The 22183-nt window shown below is 53.6% G+C and carries 24 protein-coding genes and 1 tRNA gene; 20 read left to right on the top strand and 5 right to left on the bottom strand.

The genetic code is table 11. The annotated features are described in order from the left end of the window. Positions 1-111: 111 nt before the first annotated feature. The 5 genes from PSR63_RS12740 (at position 112) to PSR63_RS12720 (ending at position 7252) form a co-directional block, all read left to right on the top strand. Complete coding sequence (locus PSR63_RS12740) at positions 112-1533, top strand: c-type cytochrome domain-containing protein (RefSeq protein WP_274333833.1); 1422 nt, start codon at positions 112-114, stop codon at positions 1531-1533. Positions 1534-1569: 36 nt separating this feature from the next. Next, a complete protein-coding gene (locus tag PSR63_RS12735; RefSeq protein ID WP_274333832.1) occupies positions 1570-4869 on the top strand; it encodes a DUF1549 and DUF1553 domain-containing protein in 3300 nt (1099 codons plus the stop codon). A gap of 152 nt (positions 4870-5021) precedes the next feature. Continuing rightward, the gene (locus tag PSR63_RS12730) at positions 5022-5909 is read left to right on the top strand and encodes an ABC transporter ATP-binding protein (protein ID WP_274333831.1); all 888 of its coding nucleotides are present in this window, start codon (positions 5022-5024) and stop codon (positions 5907-5909) included. Beyond that, positions 5906-6880, top strand: a complete 975-nt coding sequence (locus PSR63_RS12725; protein ID WP_274333830.1) for an ABC transporter permease subunit — start codon at positions 5906-5908, stop codon at positions 6878-6880. Before PSR63_RS12730 ends, PSR63_RS12725 begins: the two co-directional genes overlap by 4 nt. Before the next feature lie 78 nt (positions 6881-6958). Continuing rightward, on the top strand, positions 6959-7252 hold the full coding sequence (locus tag PSR63_RS12720; protein ID WP_274333829.1) for a hypothetical protein: 294 nt from the start codon (positions 6959-6961) through the stop codon (positions 7250-7252). Positions 7253-7465: 213 nt separating this feature from the next. Here PSR63_RS12720 and PSR63_RS12715 read toward each other — a convergent pair whose 3' ends face one another. The 5 genes from PSR63_RS12715 to PSR63_RS12695 form a co-directional block, all read right to left on the bottom strand. After that, complete coding sequence (locus PSR63_RS12715; RefSeq protein WP_274333828.1) at positions 7466-7690, bottom strand: hypothetical protein; 225 nt, start codon at positions 7688-7690, stop codon at positions 7466-7468. A 178-nt stretch (positions 7691-7868) separates the two neighbouring features. Beyond that, the gene (locus PSR63_RS12710; RefSeq protein ID WP_274333827.1) at positions 7869-7991 is read right to left on the bottom strand and encodes a hypothetical protein; all 123 of its coding nucleotides are present in this window, start codon (positions 7989-7991) and stop codon (positions 7869-7871) included. Between the two features lie 78 nt (positions 7992-8069). Continuing rightward, entirely contained in the window at positions 8070-8807 is a 738-nt protein-coding gene (locus PSR63_RS12705) for a recombinase family protein (protein ID WP_274333826.1), read from the bottom strand. 6 nt (positions 8808-8813) lie between these two features. Continuing rightward, the gene (locus PSR63_RS12700) at positions 8814-8969 is read right to left on the bottom strand and encodes a hypothetical protein (protein WP_274333825.1); all 156 of its coding nucleotides are present in this window, start codon (positions 8967-8969) and stop codon (positions 8814-8816) included. A 355-nt stretch (positions 8970-9324) separates the two neighbouring features. Then, a complete protein-coding gene (locus tag PSR63_RS12695; RefSeq protein WP_274333824.1) occupies positions 9325-9900 on the bottom strand; it encodes an antirestriction protein ArdA in 576 nt (191 codons plus the stop codon). Positions 9901-11690: 1790 nt separating this feature from the next. On the opposite strand from PSR63_RS12695, the gene PSR63_RS12690 reads away from it, so the two are divergent. The 15 genes from PSR63_RS12690 (at position 11691) to PSR63_RS12620 (ending at position 22144) form a co-directional block, all read left to right on the top strand. Continuing rightward, positions 11691-11933, top strand: a complete 243-nt coding sequence (locus tag PSR63_RS12690; protein WP_274333823.1) for a hypothetical protein — start codon at positions 11691-11693, stop codon at positions 11931-11933. An 8-nt stretch (positions 11934-11941) separates the two neighbouring features. Next, positions 11942-12094, top strand: coding sequence for a hypothetical protein (locus PSR63_RS12685; protein ID WP_274333822.1), 153 nt, complete (start codon positions 11942-11944; stop codon positions 12092-12094). A 472-nt stretch (positions 12095-12566) separates the two neighbouring features. Then, the gene (locus PSR63_RS12680; RefSeq protein WP_338000671.1) at positions 12567-13337 is read left to right on the top strand and encodes a phosphoadenosine phosphosulfate reductase domain-containing protein; all 771 of its coding nucleotides are present in this window, start codon (positions 12567-12569) and stop codon (positions 13335-13337) included. A gap of 34 nt (positions 13338-13371) precedes the next feature. Next, complete coding sequence (locus PSR63_RS12675; RefSeq protein ID WP_274333820.1) at positions 13372-14022, top strand: hypothetical protein; 651 nt, start codon at positions 13372-13374, stop codon at positions 14020-14022. Between the two features lie 4 nt (positions 14023-14026). After that, entirely contained in the window at positions 14027-14182 is a 156-nt protein-coding gene (locus PSR63_RS12670; RefSeq protein ID WP_274333818.1) for a hypothetical protein, read from the top strand. After that, a complete protein-coding gene (locus PSR63_RS12665; RefSeq protein WP_274333816.1) occupies positions 14179-14472 on the top strand; it encodes a hypothetical protein in 294 nt (97 codons plus the stop codon). Before PSR63_RS12670 ends, PSR63_RS12665 begins: the two co-directional genes overlap by 4 nt. A 112-nt stretch (positions 14473-14584) precedes the next feature. After that, positions 14585-14815 (top strand): hypothetical protein, encoded by a 231-nt coding sequence (locus tag PSR63_RS12660; RefSeq protein ID WP_274333815.1) that lies wholly within the window; start codon positions 14585-14587, stop codon positions 14813-14815. 8 nt (positions 14816-14823) lie between these two features. Next, positions 14824-15090, top strand: a complete 267-nt coding sequence (locus tag PSR63_RS12655) for a hypothetical protein (protein WP_274333813.1) — start codon at positions 14824-14826, stop codon at positions 15088-15090. Positions 15091-15220: 130 nt separating this feature from the next. Then, positions 15221-15682: a hypothetical protein gene (locus PSR63_RS12650; RefSeq protein ID WP_274333812.1), complete on the top strand. Its 462-nt coding sequence runs from the start codon at positions 15221-15223 to the stop codon at positions 15680-15682. 95 nt (positions 15683-15777) lie between these two features. Next, positions 15778-15853, top strand: a tRNA-OTHER gene (locus tag PSR63_RS12645). A gap of 321 nt (positions 15854-16174) precedes the next feature. Then, on the top strand, positions 16175-16354 hold the full coding sequence (locus tag PSR63_RS12640) for a hypothetical protein (protein ID WP_274333811.1): 180 nt from the start codon (positions 16175-16177) through the stop codon (positions 16352-16354). Positions 16355-17281: 927 nt separating this feature from the next. After that, on the top strand, positions 17282-18823 hold the full coding sequence (locus PSR63_RS12635) for a hypothetical protein (RefSeq protein ID WP_274333809.1): 1542 nt from the start codon (positions 17282-17284) through the stop codon (positions 18821-18823). A gap of 86 nt (positions 18824-18909) precedes the next feature. After that, complete coding sequence (locus PSR63_RS12630) at positions 18910-20658, top strand: hypothetical protein (RefSeq protein ID WP_274333808.1); 1749 nt, start codon at positions 18910-18912, stop codon at positions 20656-20658. 158 nt (positions 20659-20816) lie between these two features. Continuing rightward, positions 20817-21158: a hypothetical protein gene (locus PSR63_RS12625; protein ID WP_274333807.1), complete on the top strand. Its 342-nt coding sequence runs from the start codon at positions 20817-20819 to the stop codon at positions 21156-21158. 2 nt (positions 21159-21160) lie between these two features. Further along, positions 21161-22144 carry a hypothetical protein gene (locus PSR63_RS12620; protein ID WP_274333805.1) on the top strand — a complete coding sequence of 328 codons (984 nt, stop codon included), beginning with the start codon at positions 21161-21163 and terminating at the stop codon, positions 22142-22144. Positions 22145-22183: the final 39 nt, after the last annotated feature.

Below are 22183 nucleotides of genomic sequence, written 5' to 3'. Positions count from 1 at the left end.
GAAACGAGGTCGTTAGCCGAGCGCAACGGCCTTTTCCCTTCCCGACAAACCCTTGTCGTCGATCCTTCCTTTTCCCGACTGATCCTCACCGAGAAACCTTCCAGGTGCTACATGCCTGCTTTGCGTATATGGCTGGTCATTCTGATCGCGTCTCCTGCGATGGCAATGGCGGAAGATGCCACTCCTGAATCGGCTGACCAAGTCAGCTACTACCGCGACGTACGCCCCATCCTGCAAGGCAATTGCCAGGGATGTCACCAACCGGCAAAACGGGGAGGCGATTATCTGATGACCGATCACCAGTCATTGCTGACCGGTGGGGAATCAGGCTCCGAAGCCATCGTGGCCGTCGACCCCGCGGCAAGCTACCTGGTGGAACTCATCACACCGGTCGATGGCAAAGCGGAGATGCCCAAAGGTAAGCCGCCACTATCGGAAGCAGACCAGAAGATCATCCTGACCTGGATCCTTCAGGGAGCCAAAGACGATACGCCAGATTCGGCGAAGGATAAGTATGACGCCGAGCACCCTCCGACTTACGTCCGTCCGCCGGTGCTTACCAGCGTGACCTTCTCGCCCGATGGCCAGCTTCTCGCGGTTTCTGGTTATCACGAAGTGCTGCTGCAGAACGCAGACGGCAGCGGCATCGCCGGCCGACTGGTTGGTATGTCGGAACGGATCGAATCGCTTGCGTTTTCCCCTGATGGAAAACTGCTGGCGGTTGCCGGCGGTTCGCCTGGTCGACTGGGTGAGCTCCAAGTCTGGAATGTGGCCGATCGAAAGTTAGCTTACTCGATACCCGTTTCGTACGACAACGTCTACGGCGCGAGCTGGTCCCCAGACGGCAGCTTGATTGCCATTGGTTGCGGAGACAATTCCGTACGCGGCTTCGACGCGACGAGCGGCCAACAAGTCTTCTTCAATGGTGCTCACGGAGACTGGGCCTTGGATACGGTCTTCTCGAAAGACGGCAGCCATCTCGTTTCGGTCAGTCGCGACATGGCCGTGAAGTTGTACGAAGTGAAGACCCAACGTTTTGTTGATAACGTTACCAGCATCACCCCTGGCGCCTTGAAGGGGGGCATCAACGCGGTTGCCCGTCGCCCGAACGAAGACCAGGTGCTGATCGGCGGTGCGGACGGCGTTCCTAAGATCTATCGCTTATTCCGTGAGAAAGCCCGCAAGATTGGCGACGACTTTAATAAGATCAAAGACTTTCCGGAAATGCCCGGTCGGATCTACGACGTTGCCTTCACTTCCGATGCCGCGAAAGCGGTCGCATGCAGCAGCTTTGATGGAACCGGACACATCCATGTCTTTACCGTTGCCGACGGAAAGAAAGTGCTGGAACTCGAAGGCCCGATGGGGGCGCCGCTACATGCGGTTTATTCGATCAGTATCTCCCCCGACAACAAACGAATTGCATCAGTTGGATTTGACGGCGAAGTGCTCCTGCACGACCTGGAAACAGGCAAGCAACTGAAGCAATTCCCAGCCGTTCCCATCACGCCCCAGACCGCCTCGAATCAATAGTCGCACCGGCGATTTTTCTCGATAGGACTTCGTTCGATGAATCTCCAATCCATCCTTGCTTGCTTTGTTTTCCTCGGTTTAACGACCGTTGGCCTGGCGGATGATGCGAGCAATAAGATCCCGCCTGGGAAGAACGTTCAGCGAATTACCGCGTTCCCCGAGAAGGTCTCGCTCGAGGGCCCCTTCGCCTACGCGCAGATCTTGATTACCGCCGAACTTGAAAGTGGCGAGCAGGTCGACCTGACACGGAGTGCCCAGCGAATCGATCAGTGGGACGCCGTTAGCATCACGCCTCGTGGTTTGGTTACGCCTGAAAAGGACGCCGTTGGCGAACTGGTCTTCATGGTCGAAGGGCAAGAGCTGAAGATCCCGGTTGAGGTCAAAGATTCTCACGCCGCGTACGAGGCCGATTTCATTCGAGACGTTACGCCAGCGATGAGCAAAATGGGCTGTAACCAGGGAACGTGCCACGGTGCCAAAGATGGCAAGAACGGCTTCAAACTCTCACTCCGCGGCTACGATCCCACCTACGATCACCGAGCGCTGGTCGATGACATTGCCGGCCGCCGTTTCAATCGCGCCTTCCCAGATCAAAGCCTGATGCTGCTCAAGACCTCCGGCGCTGTTCCCCATGTTGGCGGCCAACTGACCAAGCCAGGTGAACGAAGATACGAGATCCTCAAAAACTGGATCGCTGGTGGTGTTCAGTTGAATCTTGAATCTCCCAAGGTCGAGAAGATCAAGATTTACCCCTCGAATCCGACCGTGCCGCTGCCGGGCATGTCGCAGCAGTTCGCCATCTATGCCACGCTGACCGATGGTCGCATTGTGGATGTCACGGCAGACGCGTTTATCGAGAGTGGTGATATCGAAGTCGCCTCGGCCGATCAGGATGGCGTGTTGAAACTTCTCCGCCGCGGCGAAGCCCCCGTGCTGGCCCGCTATGACGGTGCTTACGATGCGACCACGGTAACCGTGATGGGCGACCGCACTGGCTTCGAGTGGGTCCAACAGCCGCAACACAACTACATTGACAAACTGGTCGACGAAAAGCTGCAGCGTGTGAACGTTCAATCTTCCGGCCTTTGTACGGATGACCAATTCGTTCGCCGGATTTACCTCGACCTGACGGGGCTTCCGCCAACGGCCGATCAGGCACGCCAGTTCCTCGACGACAAGCGTCCCTCGCAAGCAAAGCGTGACGCGTTGATCGACGAGCTGATCGGCAGTGGCCCTTACGTCGAATACTGGACCAACAAGTGGTGCGATCTGCTTCAGGTCAACCAGAAGTACCTTGGCGATCCTGGCGTGCACGCGCTGCGTAACTGGATCAAAGACTCGATCGCATCCAACAAACCGTATGACCAGATGGTCTACGAAATCTTGACCGCGTCAGGCTCGACGATCGATCACCCAGCCAGCGCCTACTACAAGATTCTGCGTACGCCGGAAGACACGATGGAGAACACCACGCAGTTGTTCCTGGCTGTCCGTTTTAATTGCAACAAGTGCCACGACCACCCGTTCGAGCGTTGGACACAGAATCAGTATTACAACCTTTCGGCCTTCTTCGCGCAGATTGGACGAAAGGAAGACAAGCGTTTCGCCGGACAGCGAATTGGCGGTTCGGCCGTGGAAGGAGCTACGCCGCTGGTCGAGGTAATCTACGATACCGGCAGCGGCGAAGTGAAGCACCAGTTGACCGGCAAAGTAACTCCGCCTGAGTTTCCTTACCAGGCCGACCTGGCTCACGACGATGGAACGCGACGGGAAGAACTCGCCGAGTGGCTGACCGATCCCTCAAACCAGTACTTCGCTTCCAGCTACGTGAATCGCATGTGGGGCTATTTGCTGGGTCGCGGAATCATCGAACCCATCGACGATATCCGGGCCGGTAATCCGCCGACCAACCCGATGCTTTTGGAAGCGTTGACCCAAAGCTTCATCGATAGTGGTTTCAACACGCGACAGATCGTTCGTGAAATCTGTAAGTCGCGGACCTATCAGCAATCGATTGCCACCAACAAGTGGAACGAGGACGACTCGATTAACTTCTCGCACGCGATGCCGCGACGATTGCCGGCGGAAGTGCTGTTCGATTCAATCCATCAAGTGACCGGCAGTAGCTACAACTTGCCGCAACTTCCCAGCGGTTTCCGCGCGGCTCAGTTGCCTGGCACCGATATCAACATTCCGTTTTTGGATGACTTTGGCAAACCGGCTCGAGAGAGTTCGTGTGAATGTGAACGAGCCACCGGCGTGATGCTCGGCCCTGTGATGAAACTGGTCAACGGTCCTGTGATCAGCAATGCCATCGCCGACAAGAACAACGCCCTGACCAAGCTGGCCACCGAAGTCACCGATGACCGTGCGTTGGTCGATGAAATATTCTTGCGTTTCCTCGGTCGGCATGCCAGTGATGAAGAAGTGAAGCTGGGCGTCGAACTCATGAACGAACCAACCCCTGACCTGGACGTCGCCCAGAAGGCCTTGGACCAGCATCGCCAGCAACTGATGGCCAAGATGCCGCAGTGGGAAGCATCCCTCGGACGTATTGCCAGCTGGACACCTTTGACCATGCTCGAAGGTACCTCCAAGGCCGGCGTGAAGTTCGAAAAGAAGGAAGACCAATCGATCTTGGCGACGGGGCCTGTTACCAAGGACGAGTACGAAGTGATCTACGAAATCGCGGCCGGCCCACTGACCGGCTTGCGACTGGAAGCTTTGCCGGACGATGCCCTACCTGCCAAGGGTCCCGGTCGAGCCCAAAACGGCAACTTCGTCTTGAATGAACTGAAAGCTCAGGTGCGACTTGCCGACGGAAGCGAAGGCCCCGAGGTCTCGTTCCACCGGGCCGAAGCGACCTTTTCTCAGGACAATTGGGATGTCCGCGGGGCGGTCGACGGCAATCCAGGCAGCGGCTGGGCGGTCAGTCCACGTTTTGGCGAAAAGCATTCGGCACTGTTTGAAGTGGACGGAGACGTAGTCATCCCGGAAGGTGCCAAGCTGGTCGTGCGAATGGATCAGCAGTATCAAGATAGTATGCACCTTTTGGGTCGTTTCCGCCTGTCCGCCACTTCCAGCGAGCGTCCGGTTCGCCTGGAAAACAACCTGCCGGCTGACATTCGCCAGATCATTGCCAAGCCGGCCGATCAGCGGAGCGAGGAAGAAACCCAGAAGCTGGTTTCGATGTATATCTCGGGCGATGCGTTGCTAAAGGACCTGGAAGCCAAGCTGAATCAGGCCAAAACGCTCGATGAAAATCGACGCTTGGCCGGCCTCCAAGATTTGGCCTGGGCATTGATCAACAGCCCCGCATTTCTGTTCAATCGCTAATAGATGTATCTCGTCCCCTTCCCGCTCAGAGGAAGGGGATGCCGGTCGTCCACTATCTTCAGTGCTGGCAGTCTGCCAAAATCGGCGCGGTTAATTCCTGAAAACCTTTTTCGGTTTCCAGCGGTACTAACTGTGTAGCCCCGCTTGCGCCCATGCTGAAGACATACGATTTAACAAAACGATACGGCAGCTTTCTGGCCCTCGATCACGCTAATATCGAGGTCGCCCAGGGGGAGTGCTGCGGTGTTTTGGGCCCCAACGGAGCAGGTAAATCGACTCTTTTCCGAATCTTAATGGGCTTCCTGCGGCCTACGCATGGTCACGCCGAGATCGGTGGACAAGATTGCCAGAAGGCGAAGAAAGCGGTCCATAGCCTCGTTTCCTATCTACCGGGCGATGTTCGCTTGTTTGGCGAAATGAAGGGGAAACAGGTTCTCGATTTCTTCGCCGATATCCATCCGCGCGGCAACCGAGAACGATCCTACGCGACGGCCAAGCGACTGGATTTGGACACATCGCGTCGCGTCGGTTACATGAGCACCGGGATGCGACAAAAGCTGGGGCTCTCGATTGCCTTGGCAACGGATGCTCCGATGTTGATCATGGACGAACCAACGACCAGCCTCGATCCCAACGTCCGGGGCGAAGTGATCCGCATGATCGGTCAGGCTCACAAGTCAGGCCGAACGGTCGTCATTTGCTCGCACGTTTTATCCGAGATTGAAGACATCTGCGATCGGGCGATCATCATGCGGCAAGGAAAGATCGTTCACGATCAGTGCCTGCAAGATCTAGCCAGACGGCATTCGGTTGTCTTTCAGATGGTGCAGCCACTACCTCGCGTTCCCGAAGCCATTCGCGATCGCGTGATCTCTGCCCGACAGCACGGGCACACCGTTAGGCTGGAAACCGAGGGGGAACTTCGCGACGTGATGGCCTGGATCACGCAGTTGCCGTCAACCGAATTGAAAGTCACGCGAATGGGGCTTCGCGAGGTATACGACCGATTTCACGCCCCGGTAAGCGAGCACGCGGCATGAACCTGGCCATGTTACGGCAAGTTTGGCGCGAGTCGCGTCTGCTGATGCTCGGTTGCTCGATCGCGCTCTTCGCGTTCTGCTGGGTGCGGGTATGGATTGTCGGCCGAATCGATATGAGCCGCTTCCAAGGGATCCTCGAGATTCTCCGCCCCGAGTTCGAGAACTTTTCGGCCGTCGATTTCGAGCAAGCGTTGACCTACCCTGGTCGTGTGGCATTCACATTTACCGAGCCGATGGTCATTCTGTTGATCGTCGTGTGGGGCATTGCCCGGGGAAGCGATACGGTTAGCGGTCCGCTCGGCAAAGGGACCATGGAAATGATGCTGTCCCAACCAGTCAGCCGTTTCCAGTACCTGATGAGCAAGAACCTGATCACGTTGATCGGTGCCATGGTCATCGCGGCGAGTGCCTATGCGGGTCTCGCCTGTGGTATCGAGACGACGACCGTCAAACGAGAAAATCAGCCGATCAAGATGCAGATCCCGCTGGTTAAGATCGAAGTGGAAGTGCCGTTTACGCGCGACGCTAATGCTCCGACGCGCGTGCCACTTTCCGACTTCGTGGACAAGGAAGACATGTTCCCGTCGGCCCTGAACCTACTTGGCCTGGGTATCTTCTTTGCCGGGTTCACGACGTTGATGTCTTCGTGGGATCAGTATCGCTGGCGAACGATCGCGATTGCGGCCGCGTTTCTGATCATCCAGCTGATGCTGCGTGTCTTGTCCCTATCCTTGGAAGAAATGACCTGGCTTAAGTACACGACGATCTTCTCGCTCTACGAGCCGGAAGTCTTGGTCAGCTACGCCGTCAATACAAAAGATGGTGCGTGGAGCTTTCTGTTTCAGAAGTCGCAGGAAGAGTGGAAACTTGGCGGGCTAGCCTATCTGAGTTTCCTCGCCGGTGGCGGCTTGGCGGGCTTTGCTGGTGCGACGTGGATTTTCTGCCGACGCGACCTTCCGGCGCCGGTATAATCACGCCTTCGCTATTTAAGCGATTGGCTGTCTCTGCCGGCTGCTTTCGACAGAAGCTCTTCATCTAGAAATCGCACCATGGATCAACCAACGAAATCGGCTGACGAAGCCGCAAAGGATAACCCGCTTAATAAACCAATGTCCCCACTCGTGAAAAGCGCGATCATGAGCGGGCTTGGGTTTGCCTTCATCTTGTACCGATCCGATGGGGACATCTTGCGAGCACTTCTGGTGACCGCGATCACGTTTCCGATCTTCTATTACATCTTCTGGAAAACTCAGGTACTGATCAAAATGAAAGAAGCTCAGCAGCGCGAAAAAGCGGCACAAGAAGAAGCCACGCAAACTGATGCAGCTTCGGATGGCCAGTAGAAGAAGAATCCGTCAGGGAATGGCTTCCAGACGCGCCGAAAAAAAGCCACGCGATCATTCGCGTGGCTTATGCTAAGCACGGGAGGAGGGACTCGAACCCCCAACCCTCGGTTCCGAAGACCTTTTGTTGCCAATTGCGTTTTACACGGAAAAACATAGGCTCAAATCGTTGTACACACCTCTACTGTACACACCGTTTGTACACACTTTTGCTCAGGGTGTGTCTTTGATGCCTCTCAGAATAGGCAGTGAGAGGCCGTAGAAGAGAGAGGCGAGCGTGGCGTGAATAACCATACCCACCAGGCCACCCAGGAGATCCTGCCACCACGCGTAAGGGCTGGAAACCATGTTCATGGGGATGGCTGCTAGCCACAGGGGAAATATCATCCAAAGGACGAAACCAATCCAGAAGAAGATCGAACCGATTGCAAACCGCATAGCACCACCTAGCAATGTGATCATAAAATCGCCCATGGGCAAACGGGTGACAAAATCCGCTGCCCATGGGCTTTCACAGTAAGCTCACGCTTACTGGCCTGTCAGGCTTTCGCCTGACATCACACAGGAGAGGCCAACGAGGCCAACACCTAATCACATTGTAACAAGTGGGGGCGGGCTAGTCCTCCTTGGGGTAAAGAACAAAGTCAGCACCACAGACAGGGCACTTCGCGTGAGCAAATTCATACTTCTCGCGAATGCACTCCTCGACTTTCTTTAGCTCAGATTGCTTTGCACGCATCTCTGATCCGCAAGCATGACAACTACCAAACCAGTCTCTGTCACAGGGCGGCTTTCCTCGCTTAATGATCTCCACAGGTCAATCCTCCATTGTACTTAAAAGGGCTTCATCACGCTTCTTCTCTTCTCGGTTCACAATCTTACTGACTGTGCTGTGTCGCCACTGGCCGCCCTTGGGTGCAGGGATGCCATCGTCATTGAGGGTAGATGCGATCTGGCTGAGGTTCAGACCATCTTCTCGCATACCCATAATGTCTTCCACGATGGGGTGGGTTTCAGGATCTACCAGCACCAGCTTGTTCTCATCCAGCTTGTAGCCGAACGGTGCCACGTTGGAATGGTCCTTGTGCCAATGCCTCTTACCGCGTGAGACACGCTCCGAGAGCTGTTCACGCTCAAATGCGTGCATGATCATGCGCATTCGAAAGAGGAAGCGTCCTGTGGCCGTAGAGCCATCTATGGTGCAGCCACCCTCATTCACCAGGTGGAACTCATGCCCCTCGGATATCCAGTCCAAGAGGATGCCTTGGTCGTAGTCTGGACAGCGAGAAACACGATCCAGGGCATAAGTTACAATGTGCCAATTGAAGGTGGCATTCTCCAGGATGTCAGCCAACCGCCTGCCTTGCTCACGTTCGCGTATGGGCACATTGCCGCTAACGTCACCATCGATAATCTCGATGACATCAGGGCCTAGCTTGCGTGATTCTATATAGGCGTAGCATTCGGCAAGCTGTTGATCGACCGAGCGCTGGATATTGTCCTTGTCAACGCAAGAGGGGATAGGGCTCTTGCGTACATAGATAATAATGGACATGCAAACCTAATCCCCCACAATCACATCGCGGGACACCATGTGAACCTCGTCAGGATCAATAAACTTATTCACTTCATTCCGCCATGCACGTATGGCATCAGAGGCGATACTGGCCACAGCAAACCATGTTCGGCCTTCATTCTCAATGCGGTAAACATTCATCGCTCTTTTCTCCTGTGTGAATTAAACTAGCAACAATAGCCCCCACAAATCACATGGACTTGTGAGGGTTGATTGTGGTTAGTTTTCAATCCAGGCGATCATCCCTAGCATGGCTAGGATGATCAGGGTGGTAACTACTGGGTAGAGCATGCTTGATCCTCCAGCCATGAGGTACGACTGAGAGTAATAATCACATGGCTCATTGCGGACGCACGTGATACACCAGGTATGTCTCGCGATCCTAGTTTACGTTGTAGCTCGATGGCTAGTGGTCGAGCTGATTCATGCTCACCATGTGCCATAGCGTCAAGCATGCCTTGATACTTGGCTGTAAGTGGATGCAAGGGGGATATCATTAGAAGTCCCTCCGAAACACGTGACCAGTATCATCGTCACGGTAATAATCCGAGATAAACAAATCGCGTGCAAACTTCTCATAATCGAAGTAGTGCGAGAGATTGCCCATCATTTCGTCGATGTTATAGCAATCGTCGACCAGCTGTTCAGCATACTCAACCTCTGAGCGGTACTGGCCGCAGTAGGCATCCTGAAATTGTTCCTCGGTTACATCGTCACCGAAGTGATCACAAAAGGCTTTCCAGGCGTCACCATGTTCAGCAATGGCCAGGCCATGGCGAGAGATGTCGTCCAGGCTGGGGTATTCGCCTAGGTTGATCATCTCGTCATAGTCGTGAACCGCCCACTCTTCAGCTGAGGGCACTTCGCCTGTGCCCTTGCACAGCTCACACTCATCGTCGGTGCCTTCGCACTCTGGACACTCAACCATCGTGTTGGGGAACCTGCTCTCCCGCAACATCTCATTGATTTCTTCCTGGATCTCGTCAGGTTCCTGATCGGCGTCAATCCATCGCCCATGAAGGACGCCATTGTTGTAGCTTGCCAAGCAAGCAATGTAGACTCTCGGTGTCATGTGATTTCTCCTTGTGTGATTGTGTGACGTGTCTCGTCAGTGTGGGTTTGTCATGTCCACAGACGCCCTAGCGGGCGTTTCGACATTAGGTGGTAATTCGCTCGGGTTGTCGATCCCAGTACATAACAAGTTATCGACACTGTGGTCGTTTGTCAATACTGAGAATGTCAAGTAGTGAGAAAATGAACTGGAATTGCTGGGCTTGCTGTGGTGTGTGGGAATGAACGGTGAAGGTGGACACGTGGGTTGTGAGACATGGTGGAAGGGGTGGAAGTGGTGGGTAATGTCGTTAGCACACTAAGTATAGACCGATCGGTCTAGTGTATCAAAATGATACACATCCTAAAAACACCCCAAAATCGTGCGACCGAATCAGAGTACCGTGTCAGCTCCCTATTGAGACTAGCCACAACTGAGGGTGACGCAAACCCTTGCCGTATAAGGGATTTCAAAAAGACACTCTTCAGCAATTTCAGGCTGGCCAGGCGGAATTTTGGAATCGACCCCCGCCCCGCGCCCGTCACGATATACTACTAGTACCCCCACCTAGACAAACACTCATCTCCCCACCCCACAACGACTTACCACCCACCAAGGGTATACAAAGCTGTCAATTTGATAACACAGTTACCGCGACACTGGGGATTCACGTGATCCCAATACGACCAGAAATAGTTGAATTATTTTGGTGATTCTCACTACTCGGCACCATTTTTGCTCTTGACAGATTCCCAGTAGTGAGTATAATCAGTGGTTATGCGATAGTCGCTCTGTTTGCGACCTCTGGCACATGCGTACCTGCCATAAGGGCCACAAGCCCACACGCACCGCCTTGTGAGCGCGGGTAACAAATTTCACTAGGGAAGCGCCTTCATTCGCGTTTGAGCACTGTGTCTAGAGGATGAGCCTTTGAGCTGGTCAGACACTCGATCCATTTGTCGCCAGGTGGATCACGTCAGATATGGCTATGCCCTGTGATCCCTTCTGAGCCTCTGTGAGCATGTCTCACGGTCGTGATGAAGTAAGTTGAGCAGAGAGCAGTCCAAGTCCAGCAGTGCGATCTGGGAGTCTCCCAGGACGTGTGTGTGAGTGCAGTATGTCTCACCAGCTACTGCGCGTTATCAACACTGCTCCCACCCCTTGGTGGATGCCCTGGGGATGCAAGAAGGCAGGTTAGCCACCTACGGCTTTTTTATTTTGAGTTCTGCGCCAAGGACTGATGGTGCTGGTATGTACCTACCCAAGTGAAAGGGAGTGATCACATGTTTTATTTAGCTGTGTCATTTGGCTCTTTGTGCTTTCTTTGCTTTGTGGCCACAGTATGGTCTTTTGTTGATGGCAGGTAATCACATGAAAGAGTTGTCTGGTGTAAGTCTTAAGTCGATGGCCTTGTGGGTTAATGCCTTTAGTGAGTTTGCTGATGATCCACCAGGGGGTGCTATTGATAACTGCTTAAACGCTGCTCTACGAGCAACAAGCCTTCCTCAAAAGATGCTCTGCGTATCCACACCGAGCAATCTAGCACTAGCCAAAGCTAATGAGCAGGTGTGGCTAAAGCTCACCAGGGAGTAATCACATGTTCTTCGACACTCCCATGAAGCCATTCTCACTCCACCTCACACCATGTGATTATTGTGTGTTGTTGGTGATCACATGCTCTGTGATTGTGAGTAGTGTGGAGGTGAGACTGAGGCAAATGCGATTTCTTTTTATTTCTGCTTGTGTTCTCAAGTAGTGAGGAATAGAATCACATGCGTTGGGTTTGTTTGTTTTGTTTTTGGAGGGTTGTGATGGAAGGTATTGAGCTTGAGTACAAGGGTGAGTGCCTAAAGCCGCTTCGCCAAGTGGTCTTACACTGCTGTGATGAATGGAGTGACACGTTGACCGTAGAGGCAGTGAAGTACAATGGTGTTGACCATCTCTGCTTTACAGTTGAACCAGAGGAATCCAGCGTTGCCCTAGACCAGGAGCGTGCAGGCGAACTGGCCAGCATTCTCAAGCACTATGCAGAAACTGGCAAATTTGAGGCGTAGGTAATCACATGGACTTTGAAGGACTACTGCGCGGCACTAAGCCAGATGAAACAAAGGCAAGCTCCGATCTTAGTCGTGAGGAGTTGGCCAGTCAGATCAACCTGTTGACTGCGCGCATCACAGGAAATCTCTGGAAGATGGTCGCACTGATTGGGGAATAATCACATGCTCCTTCTGACCGCACTGCTGTTCTCCTCTTGTCCATGTGATTCTCATCACACAGCACAGTGTGATCTCCTGGAGATCAATACCTACTGTGACTCCTACGGCAGAGAGATCATGCAGCAGTGCATCTCTTGGAATTGGCACCCACCTTCCTGTGATTACAGGGTATCTGCCTGGTGCATGTGGAGCCATGTGAAAGCCACCCGAGGCCATGTGATTCTAGTGAAGCGTGAAGATGGTATGTGGCTTGTCTCTGGAAGACAGGTCAAGATCACACGCACTGATTATGATCCTGAGGTGAGGGACAGGGAACTGCTGCCAAGTGCTGATCGCAGTTCTTTATTTAATTTGTCGTTATCAACTAGTGAGGAGTGATTAGTGGCCACAAAGCACATACTTGGGTTTTCTGGTGGGATTGATTCACAGGCTGCGTCAAGGTGGCTCCTCAATCGCTACCCAGCAGAGGATGTGATCCTTCTCAATAGCGATGCTGGTGGCAATGAGCACCCACTCACCACCGAGTTTATTCATTGGTACAGCGAGAATGTGCACCATGTGCATGAGGTCACTCCACTGGTGTGTGACATGGGGACTCGTCGCCCGTCAGTGCAGCAGCGAATCAAGGAGCTTGCCCTGAATCCTGATGACAAGCTCACATTTGATGTCCTGGCCAACATCAAGGGCTTCTTTCCATCCAGCAGGATTCAGTTCTGCACAGAGCACTTGAAGCTCTACCCGCAGCAGCGCTGGATTCGTGAGAACATTATCGACAAGGGGCTGGAGTTCGTGCGTTATGCAGGCGTGCGATGGGATGAGAGCAGCAAGCGTGCGAAGCGACCGCACGAGTGTGAGGATGAGTTCTTTGGTGTGACACTACGTCATCCAATCATCGACTGGACAAAGGAGATGTGCTTTGCCTATGTGGCCGCCTACAACGAGCGAGTGAATGAACTTTATACGCTCGGCTTTGAGCGGGTTGGGTGCGCACCTTGCGTCAACTCAAAGAAGGCTGATGTGCGCAACTGGGCGCGCCGCTTCCCTGAGATGATCGACAAGGTGCGTGAGTGGGAGAAGAAGACTGGGCTGCCATTCTTTAAGCCTAAAGTCCCAGGCAAGGATATCAACTGGATTGACGAGGTGGTTGAGTGGCCAATGACTGCCAGGGGAGGTAAGGAGACTGACTTGGAGGTGTTAGAGGAACCGCCTGCCTGTCAGTCAGCCTACGGTCTTTGTGGATAATGTTTCTCACTAGTTACAAACAGGAGGGTTAGAGATGGATTTTGGAATCACAGTACTGTTTACCTTGGTGGCTATAGCCATCTGTCTATGGGTCGGCAGTATTGTCGGCAGGCAGCAGCAATCGGCCACACTGGTGGATCTGCGGCTGGAATTGGCTGAGTCGTACAAGCGAATCAGTGGCCTGGAGAACGTGAAGGATCATCTAAGTAGTTGCCTGGATGGTTGCCAGGGTGACTACGACGAGCTGTGGGAAAAGGATCAGGCTCGTATCGCAGCTCTGGAGGCCGATAAGAAGCATCTGGAGCACCGCACAACTCTAATGGATGGTGATCTCGCTGCGGCCCTGATGGAGCTTAATGAGGCACGCCAGAACCTGGAAGAGTATTCCGACCAGATGACAGAGCTGAACACGGTCATTCAGAAGAAGCACGAGGAATGTGATTCTCTGCGTGAAAAGCTCAACAAAGAATACACAGATCGTCGCTACTACCAAGATCGCTGTGCTCACCTGGGCATGTCTATCAGCAAGATGGGCAAGAGCATCGAGGGGTTGAGCGAGAAGGTGAAGGAGCGAGACGCTGTGATCAAGGGCTTACAGTCCAAGAGTGCCATCTTGACCAAGCCTGATGGCACTCCAATCACGGGCATCATCTACACGGTCAGCACCGAGTACATCGAGGAGTAGTCACATGCCTGAAGAAGCTGGCTGGTACAACGCCTGGATCTGTGATCCCAAGATGGAATCTGGCTACAGCGAGGAACTGCGTAGAGTGTTCTTTAATGGGCGTGCATGGGAAGGACTTCCCGATGGCTACACGGTTTATTCCTGGAAGGAAATCACATGACTGAGAAGGAACTCTACAGCCTGACAGAGGCTGACTTGTTGCAGGTCTTACAGGCGAAACGCCCCTTCGGCGCAATTGCCTACGTGAGCCCAGATGGCTCTGACAGCTACTACAAGTGGGGTGATGTGGTAGAGAGTCATAAGAAACTCTACCAGCTGCTGATCCTCTCAGGCAATCAGCTTGAAGACATGGGCTACGACGTGTGTGAAATCGAAGGCAATGTGATTATTGAGAATGCCAATGAGGCCAGGCGAGAGGCTTGCCTGCACTATCTTGGAGGGGAATTGTGATCCACTGGAGCACATTCACCATCTTCTTGTTGGCGTCCACATTCATTGCATTTATGTCAGGCCTTGAGACTGGCAAGAGAATCCAGCGTAAATCACAGAGGTAGGCACAGCCATGGATGCCAGCAAGCTCAACATCTACTCGGTGCTACCGAAGAATATCATCCCATTCCAGGTGATAGCCGAGAGGTTTGTGATCAAGACTGATGCCCATGGGCGAGACAAAGCTCTCTTCTACGTGGAAGATGAGCTGGTGAACTACTTCCTGGAGCCAGAGATGGTCACATTGGACCTGGACGTGGAAGAGTTTGACGCACTGGGCGACACAGAGGTTGACGAGGAGTAGGATGACTGATGGGTGACATGGCAGACTATGCTCTCGGTGAGATGATGGATTGGGATGAGGCCACTCTTGGTGGATTCTACGATGACCCAGACAACTGGGAGGATGGGATGACTGAGATGTGGGTGTTCTCTGGTGGTGGCCGCCGCAAGCCACGAGGCCCTGGGCCGTGCCCACGATGCAAGAAGGAGACCGTCAAGCGACTGAACAGCAAGACTGGTAGTCACTTCTATGGCTGCGTTGGCTTTCCAAAGTGCCATGGCACCAGGGACGGTTAGAATGCCACGCAAACCCTGGAAGCGACGTGCGCCACCTACTATCCGCAGCAAAAAGCCAACCTTCCACAGAACCCCATGGAAGTCTCGTCACAGGCCATCAGAGCCACGCAGAAAGCACCAAGAGGATCTTATGAGTGAACAGGCCCAAGTGCGTGCAGAGGAGCAGGAAGCGAAGCAGAAGCGATCTGACTTGGAAGCACGCATCGAGGTAATCTCTAACGCACGCAATGACGAGACATTCGCTGTGAACGCCATATGGGCACTGCGAGTCTTCACCCTAGTGGCACGCAAGCTCACAGGCGACGAGATGAGCGACTACCCCAAGGGTGAAGCACCACTGCATAAGATCGACTGGTCGTCCCTGCCCCTGGCAAAACTGGCACGTGATCGCAAAGCTCCCAGCCTGCTGGCCATTGGCATGGTCGAGAACATGCTCACCGTCAAGGGCGGCTGGGTAGACCTTTTGGATCGTGTGCAGAAGGTGGATGGCTTCCGAGACAAGGGCGAGAAAAAGGGTGACGAGGAGCCTCCAGAAGACCCCAGCCACGCTGAAGCCCTAAAAGATTTGGAAAACTTTGGGAAATCTGAGTGATTTTATCACCTTTCCACCCGATAGGGTGATTGACAGGAAAAGATCATAGTGTACAATTCGTGCAGTTCTCACTAGTTGTCAATGTGACAACACAGGTCGCGCAAGATCATAGTGGTGGATCACCTGCTTCTTGAGAGCAGGAGGTGCTGGGTTCGATTCCCAGGCGTGGCCCTTTCCCGCCAGCCTTCATGCGGTCCCACAAACTCGGGACAGGTGAAGGTTGAGTGGGGCAAGATAAGCCCATGACTGACACCTCTCGATGAAGTGCATCTTTCGGTCATGGCGTGGTACCTGAGGATACCCGCTGGCATCTATCCGTCCTGCTGTAGCGCTGCGGTTTGATGGCCACTCTGCTGGAAATGGGACCTCTCCCTTACACTTCACGCGCGCGAGCGTCAGTCACCCTCCACTGACGCCTTCTTTGCGCAGGCGCCTGAGCCTGGCCAGCTCAGGCAATCTTCCACTTCTTCCTTTTTTCGGAGTTAGAACCCGATGAATGAAGCAGAGACGATGAAGAACTATGCAGGTCTTCTATCTAAGAAGGCAAGTACCGCAGAAGACTCGAGCGACGCACTAAAGTTTTCGCAGGCTGCGTGCAACATTGCCAACGCATCCAACGCGATGGTCTGTGCGATCTTGGCAGCGAAGGAGGCTGATCTTGAACGAGTCTAAGAAGTGCAGTGCGTGCCGCGAGGAGAAGCCACTCATCGCCTTCTATCGCGATAAGTCTCGCACTGATGGCAGGCAGAGAACATGCAAGTCATGTGAGCGACTAAGGAACGTCAGGAATCGCGAACGAACCAGGGAGTACAACAAACAGTACCGCCTGGACAACTACGAGCGGGTCATTGCGCGTGAGCGGGAATACTACGAAGAAAACAAGGATGCGCGCACTAAAGCAAACAAGCAGTGGCTCAAGGAGAATCCAGAGCGGCAGCGTGCATATAGAGAGAAGTCTCGTAAGAAGTATCCGCACAAGGTGGCGGCAAATACACACGTCAATAACGCCGTTAGGCTGGGGCGGCTGGAAAAGCCCGACTCATGCAGTCTCTGCGGAACTACTGGCGCTCGTATCGAGGGCCACCACCACAGAGGTTACGCAAGAGAACACTGGCTCGATGTGCAGTGGTTGTGTACCCAGTGCCATGCAGACGCACACAGAGATACCGCGAGTAGAAAGACTTGAATCTCGATCACATACAACGCGCGCAGGTTGAAGAATGGAATCTCAAGTATAAATTCAGTGATCGAGATCCCCGCAATTATATTACTGAGTTTAAGGGGCACCCACTTGCGCCGTATTACGCTACCGCCCCCAAGCATCCCCTGATCAACATCTGGTGGAGGCAGGAGCAACTTCGCCTTCTGTTCAAGGGTAAGCAGCGAGAGCGTGAAGAGATATTACACAAGTGCCAGCAGGACGTGTTGTGGTGGATCAATACCTTTTGCTCTATCCATGAACCGCGTAACCCTGCTGGCAGGCGTACATTCCCCTGCCTCACGTTTCCTTACCAGGACGATGCGATCCTTCGCTCCCTGGAGAGCATCGGCATACGCGACATTGCGTGGCTGAAATCACGTGACGTGGGTGCTTCCTGGATGAGCCTGTTTGTCAGTGCTCACAAGTTCATCTTCGAAGATGAGTTCACTTGCGGCCTAGTCACCAAAGACCAGCCGACATGTGATTCTAAGAGCAACCCATCGGCGCTGATGAGCAAGATCGACATGATCTTGAAGAAGCAGCCGCATGCGATCTACAACCACAAGGCGGATACAGATCGTGCTCACCTGCGTATCGTCAACAAGCAGAATGGCTCTGGCTTCTTTGGCTATAGCTGCACAGGCGACGTATCGCGTGGTGGTCGTACCTCAGCCTTCCTGATCGACGAGCTTGACTTCTGGGATCTGAACACACAGTTCGCTGCCTGGAACTCACTTAGCTATGTAACCAATTCACGCTTTGTGATCTCCACTCCCTGCTCTCGTGAAGGCTTGTACTACAAGCTCGTAAGCGAGCATGACAAGCGTGGCATCACATTGGTGGATGTTGGCTGGGAAAGTGACCCCAGACGCAACAGAGGGCTCTACAGGAGCACCAAGGGCAAGCTGGAACTGCTTGACGTTGAGTACTGGAATCACTTCAAGCCAGAGAGCTATGTCGATGAGGAGACTGGCGAGAGCAAGTTTATCCTTGATGGCAAGCTAAGATCGCCATGGTACGACAAAGCCTGCATCGAAGCAGGTACACCGCAGCAGATCGCACGCGAACTTGATCGCGACTTCTCGGAAGCTCAAAGCAACTTCTTTCCTGCGTCAGTGGTTGAGAAGATCGAGAAGGAGTGTCGCCAGCCGAATCACACAGGCCATGTGATTACTGAGGGCGATGAGTCACCTGGCTCCTTTGTCGCCACTAAGAGTGGCCCTTTCAGCATCTGGACACCCTTGTCCAGCCTGGATTGGACCCCTGAAGAATGGTCACGCTATGTAATCGGGGTAGACCTTTGCCAGGGCCTGAATGGCGATCAGACAAGCAATTCGGTCATTGAGATCATTGACCGACGCACCGAAGAACAGATTGGTGAGTTCACAGCCAGAGACATACTGCCAGCCGATATGGCTGATATGGCAGTCGCCGTGGCGAGATGGCTCAATGATGCTCATTTGATCTGGGATGCAGATGGCCCAGGCCGAGCCTTCACCAAGCGAGTGGAGGAGCTGGGCTATCCGCATGTTTACTGGCACAGAAGCCTGGAGGCGAACTATGGTGCCAAGCCATCCAACAAGATGGGCTTCTACATCAAAGACAATACCAAGGATCAACTCTTGGGGCGTCTACGCCAGGGAGTGATGCGAAAGAAGCTGAAGATCAACAGCCTGAAAGCTGCCGAAGAGTTTCCTCAGTTCATCTTCAAGGATGGCAAGATCGCTCACTCTAAGGCGTTGGTCACAACAGACGACGGTAGTAAGGGCGTATCACACGGCGACTGTGTGATCGCTTTGGCATTAGCTTGGTGGTATCACGTGGACCTGCCAGCGATTGACCCAGCAGAGCCACCAGCCAGGAAGATCCATCGCCATACGATGGCCTGGCGGGAAGAACAGCACAGAAATTCCAGACGCCGTGAAGAGGACTGGGTTTAAACAGGGGATAGCCAGTGGCAGTTGACTACGTTAGCGAGCGAGGGAGAGAACGCCTCTTCCGCCATATTGCAGAGAGTGATCGCTGCTTGCGCTCATTCCGCAATGTGCGTGAGCGTATCATTGCTGCCTACGAGGGCGATCAGTGGGGTGGTGATGGTGGCAGCAAAGCCACCTTCAAGGTGATCGCCAACACGATGCTTCAACTGGCAGACGTGTATGTGCATCTCTTGGCCAGTACTCGCCCACGCATCAACATCAAAACCAAGCACCCTGAACTGCGACCATTCGCACTGAAGTACACTCAGGCAACCAACATCCTCCTGGAAGAGATCCACTTTGAGGAAACCCTCAAGGACGTGGTGCTGGAAGCATTCTTTGGCATGGGCGTTGTCAAAATCTGCATGGGTGACAGTGGTTCTGGCTTCATGCAGGATGACGTGTGGTACGATCCTGGGCGTCCCTACTGCGAATCCATCGGCCTGGACGACTTCATCTACGACACCCAGGCGAGTAATTGGAACAAGATGCTCTTTGCGGCAGATCGCTATCGCACCTGTCGTGAATACCTGGAGATGGATGACCGCGTAGACAAGAAGGTCTTAGAGGACATTCCTGTCGATGGTGGACGTGGGCGTCACAGTGGTGATGAAAGCCATGACAACTACGTCTCTGGACACACCGACGACGATCACCTGCAAAGCAATGAAGCGGCAGACATGATCGAGTTGATCGACGTGTGGCTGCCCACCGAAGGCAAGATTGTCACATGGCCACTTCGTGGTAACGATCTTCGCAAGACAGGCTATGGCAAGCCACTGATGGTGATGGACTGGGATGGCCCTGAGGAAGGCCCCTACGAACGCCTCACCTTCCACGATGTGCCTGACAACATCATGCCAGTACCACCCTCGTGGACGATTGAGCATCTGAACAAGACGACTAACCTCTTGCTCAAGAAGGTGATCAATCAGGGACAGCGAGAGAAGATCAATACCTTCTTCAACACTTCCGCAGGTGATGTAGCCAAGACACTGAAGGAGGCCAAGGATGGCGAATTTCTCAAGCTCAATGGCGACCGAGATATCAACCAGGTCATCCAGCAGCTTACGACGGGCGGCGCATCGCCAAATGGTCAGGCGTTATACCTCAACCTCAAGGGTATCATGGATGCTGCGGCAGGAAACCTTTCTGCCATGGCTGGTCTTGGGCCGCAAGCTGACACGGCGACACAAGACAGTCTCATCCACGCATCGGTATCTAAGCGTGAAGCCAATCTGCAAAAGACAACGACTCGTTTTGTGGAAAAAGTCACGAAACGGCTGGCCTCGTTTATGTGGTCAGATGCGATTAATGCGTACCCAGCATACGACAGCTATCCCGAGCTAGGGCTCGACTTCGATCAGAGCTTGCAGCCAGGGCAGCGTGAAGGCTCCTTCTTTGACTACAACTTTGAAGTTGAGCCTTACTCGATGGTGTACGAATCGCCATCACAGCGTGCCCAGAAGACCTTGGGTCTGATTCAGCAGGTCTTCATTCCGATCCTACCTCTGGTGCAGCAGCAGGGCGGTAGCATCGACTTCCAGCGTCTGGTCGAAATGTTGGCACGTGATCTCAACGAGGATGACCTGCGAGACATCATTGTCTTCGATGGTGGCCAGGATTCACCTGAAGACATGATCGGCGCAGACGACAAACGTGGTGGCACCAAGCCAGCAGGCGATAAGACCTATAACCATGTGAACAGTACGCGACCACGCTCACAGGAATCTCAGGATCGCGACATGATTCAGAGCCTTCTCAAGAGTGGTGGTGGGGAGCAGATGCCAATTGGGTGACAAGGACGATTCGCCAATCAAGCCAGAGGAGCTGACTTTCTGGCAGTGGGAATGCTGGCCATGGAATTGGTACTGCAGTTTCAGTATGAGTTCCAGCATGAGAGCAAAAGACAACTATTACATCATGCGTCACAAATACACACGGAGGAGCTACAGAGTTGACAAGTTCTAGCTACATGGACTTTCTCAACGCCCCCAGGGTGCAGGGCAAAGCAGTCCTTCCCAATGGCAAGGAAGTGGAGTGCAAGACGCCAGAAAGCTGGCAGAAGCCCAAGCAGGCAGTGCAGAGCGCCCCAGCCTGGAGCAAGCCACTGAAGTCTGTGGCAGCATCTGTGAATGCCGAGAAGGCTGCATCCTACAACGAACTGTATCGCCAGCATGGCATCACAGGAGCTTACCACAACGAGAAGGGTGAACTGTTCTTTGAATCACGTGAACAACGTAAGAAGTGTCTCGCATTGCGGGGCCTTGTTGACATGGACGGAGGCTACGGAGACTAACTATGTCAGTGGATGAACCACCACAAGACGCAGAAGGAGTGATCTCCCAGGAAGATGCCCAGGAAGATTCGGGCAAGTCTTACCAGGAGCTAGTACAGGACAAGCAGTGGGCTGACTGGGAAGCCAAGCAAAAGGCTGACGAGGAAGAACCACTTGAAGAGACAGACGATCCTGATGACGGTCAGGACGATGACGATACTTCCGCCGATGAACCCATTGGCGATGACCCAGGCGTGCCCGAAGTAATTATGCAGGCGGCACTGGCCCAGGGATTTTCCGCCCAGGACGTACAGTCCTTAGGTGCAGCTCGCACTGCGGAACTGGTGATGCAACGCAACTTAGTTGCCAAGCGGTCACAGCAGCAGACAGAGGCACCTGAAGGCAAGGACAAACAGGGCGATGCGTCAGAAGAGACTGGCTTTCAGTTTGAGGAAATCAAGCTGGAAAACCCAGACGACTATGACGAGTCTACTCTGGAAGTGATCAAGCATGTGAATGCGATGGGCAAGGCCCTGCAAGAGCAGCATGCGAAGATGACTCCGATGGTGTCGCACTTCTCGCAGTGGCAGCAGGCTCAGCAAATGGAGCAGGCGGCCAAGACAAGTGAGATGTTCGATGGCTTCTTTAGCGAGGCCAACAAGCAGCATGGCGACATCTTTGGCGAAGGCAATTGGCAGACAGTTTCTGAAGAAGACTTTGCCAAGCGAAATAAGGTGGTGACGACTGCGATGGCCATCCACCAGGCAAACCCTGGCATGGACATCAAAGACGCCTTCACTCAATCTGTCCTCGCCAACCACGCAGATGTGATTTCTGAACGCAAAGCCGAGCAGCTGCGTGAGAGCGTTAAGAAGCAGTCGGGCAAGCGGGTAGGTGCTGCCAATGGCAAGCGCAAGACCCAGCGACCTGACTTCGACAGCCTGCCACCCGATCATCCTGATGTGATCAAGTACTGGGAACGCAAGTTCGCAGAGGCTGAAGCCTAACGCTTCTCTATGGCTGCTCCTTCTATAAACGGAGCAAAC

The sequence above is a fragment of the Bremerella sp. P1 genome (assembly GCF_028748185.1).
Taxonomy (GTDB): Bacteria; Planctomycetota; Planctomycetia; order Pirellulales; family Pirellulaceae; genus Bremerella.
This window is presented reverse-complemented; position numbering and strand designations above follow the sequence as displayed.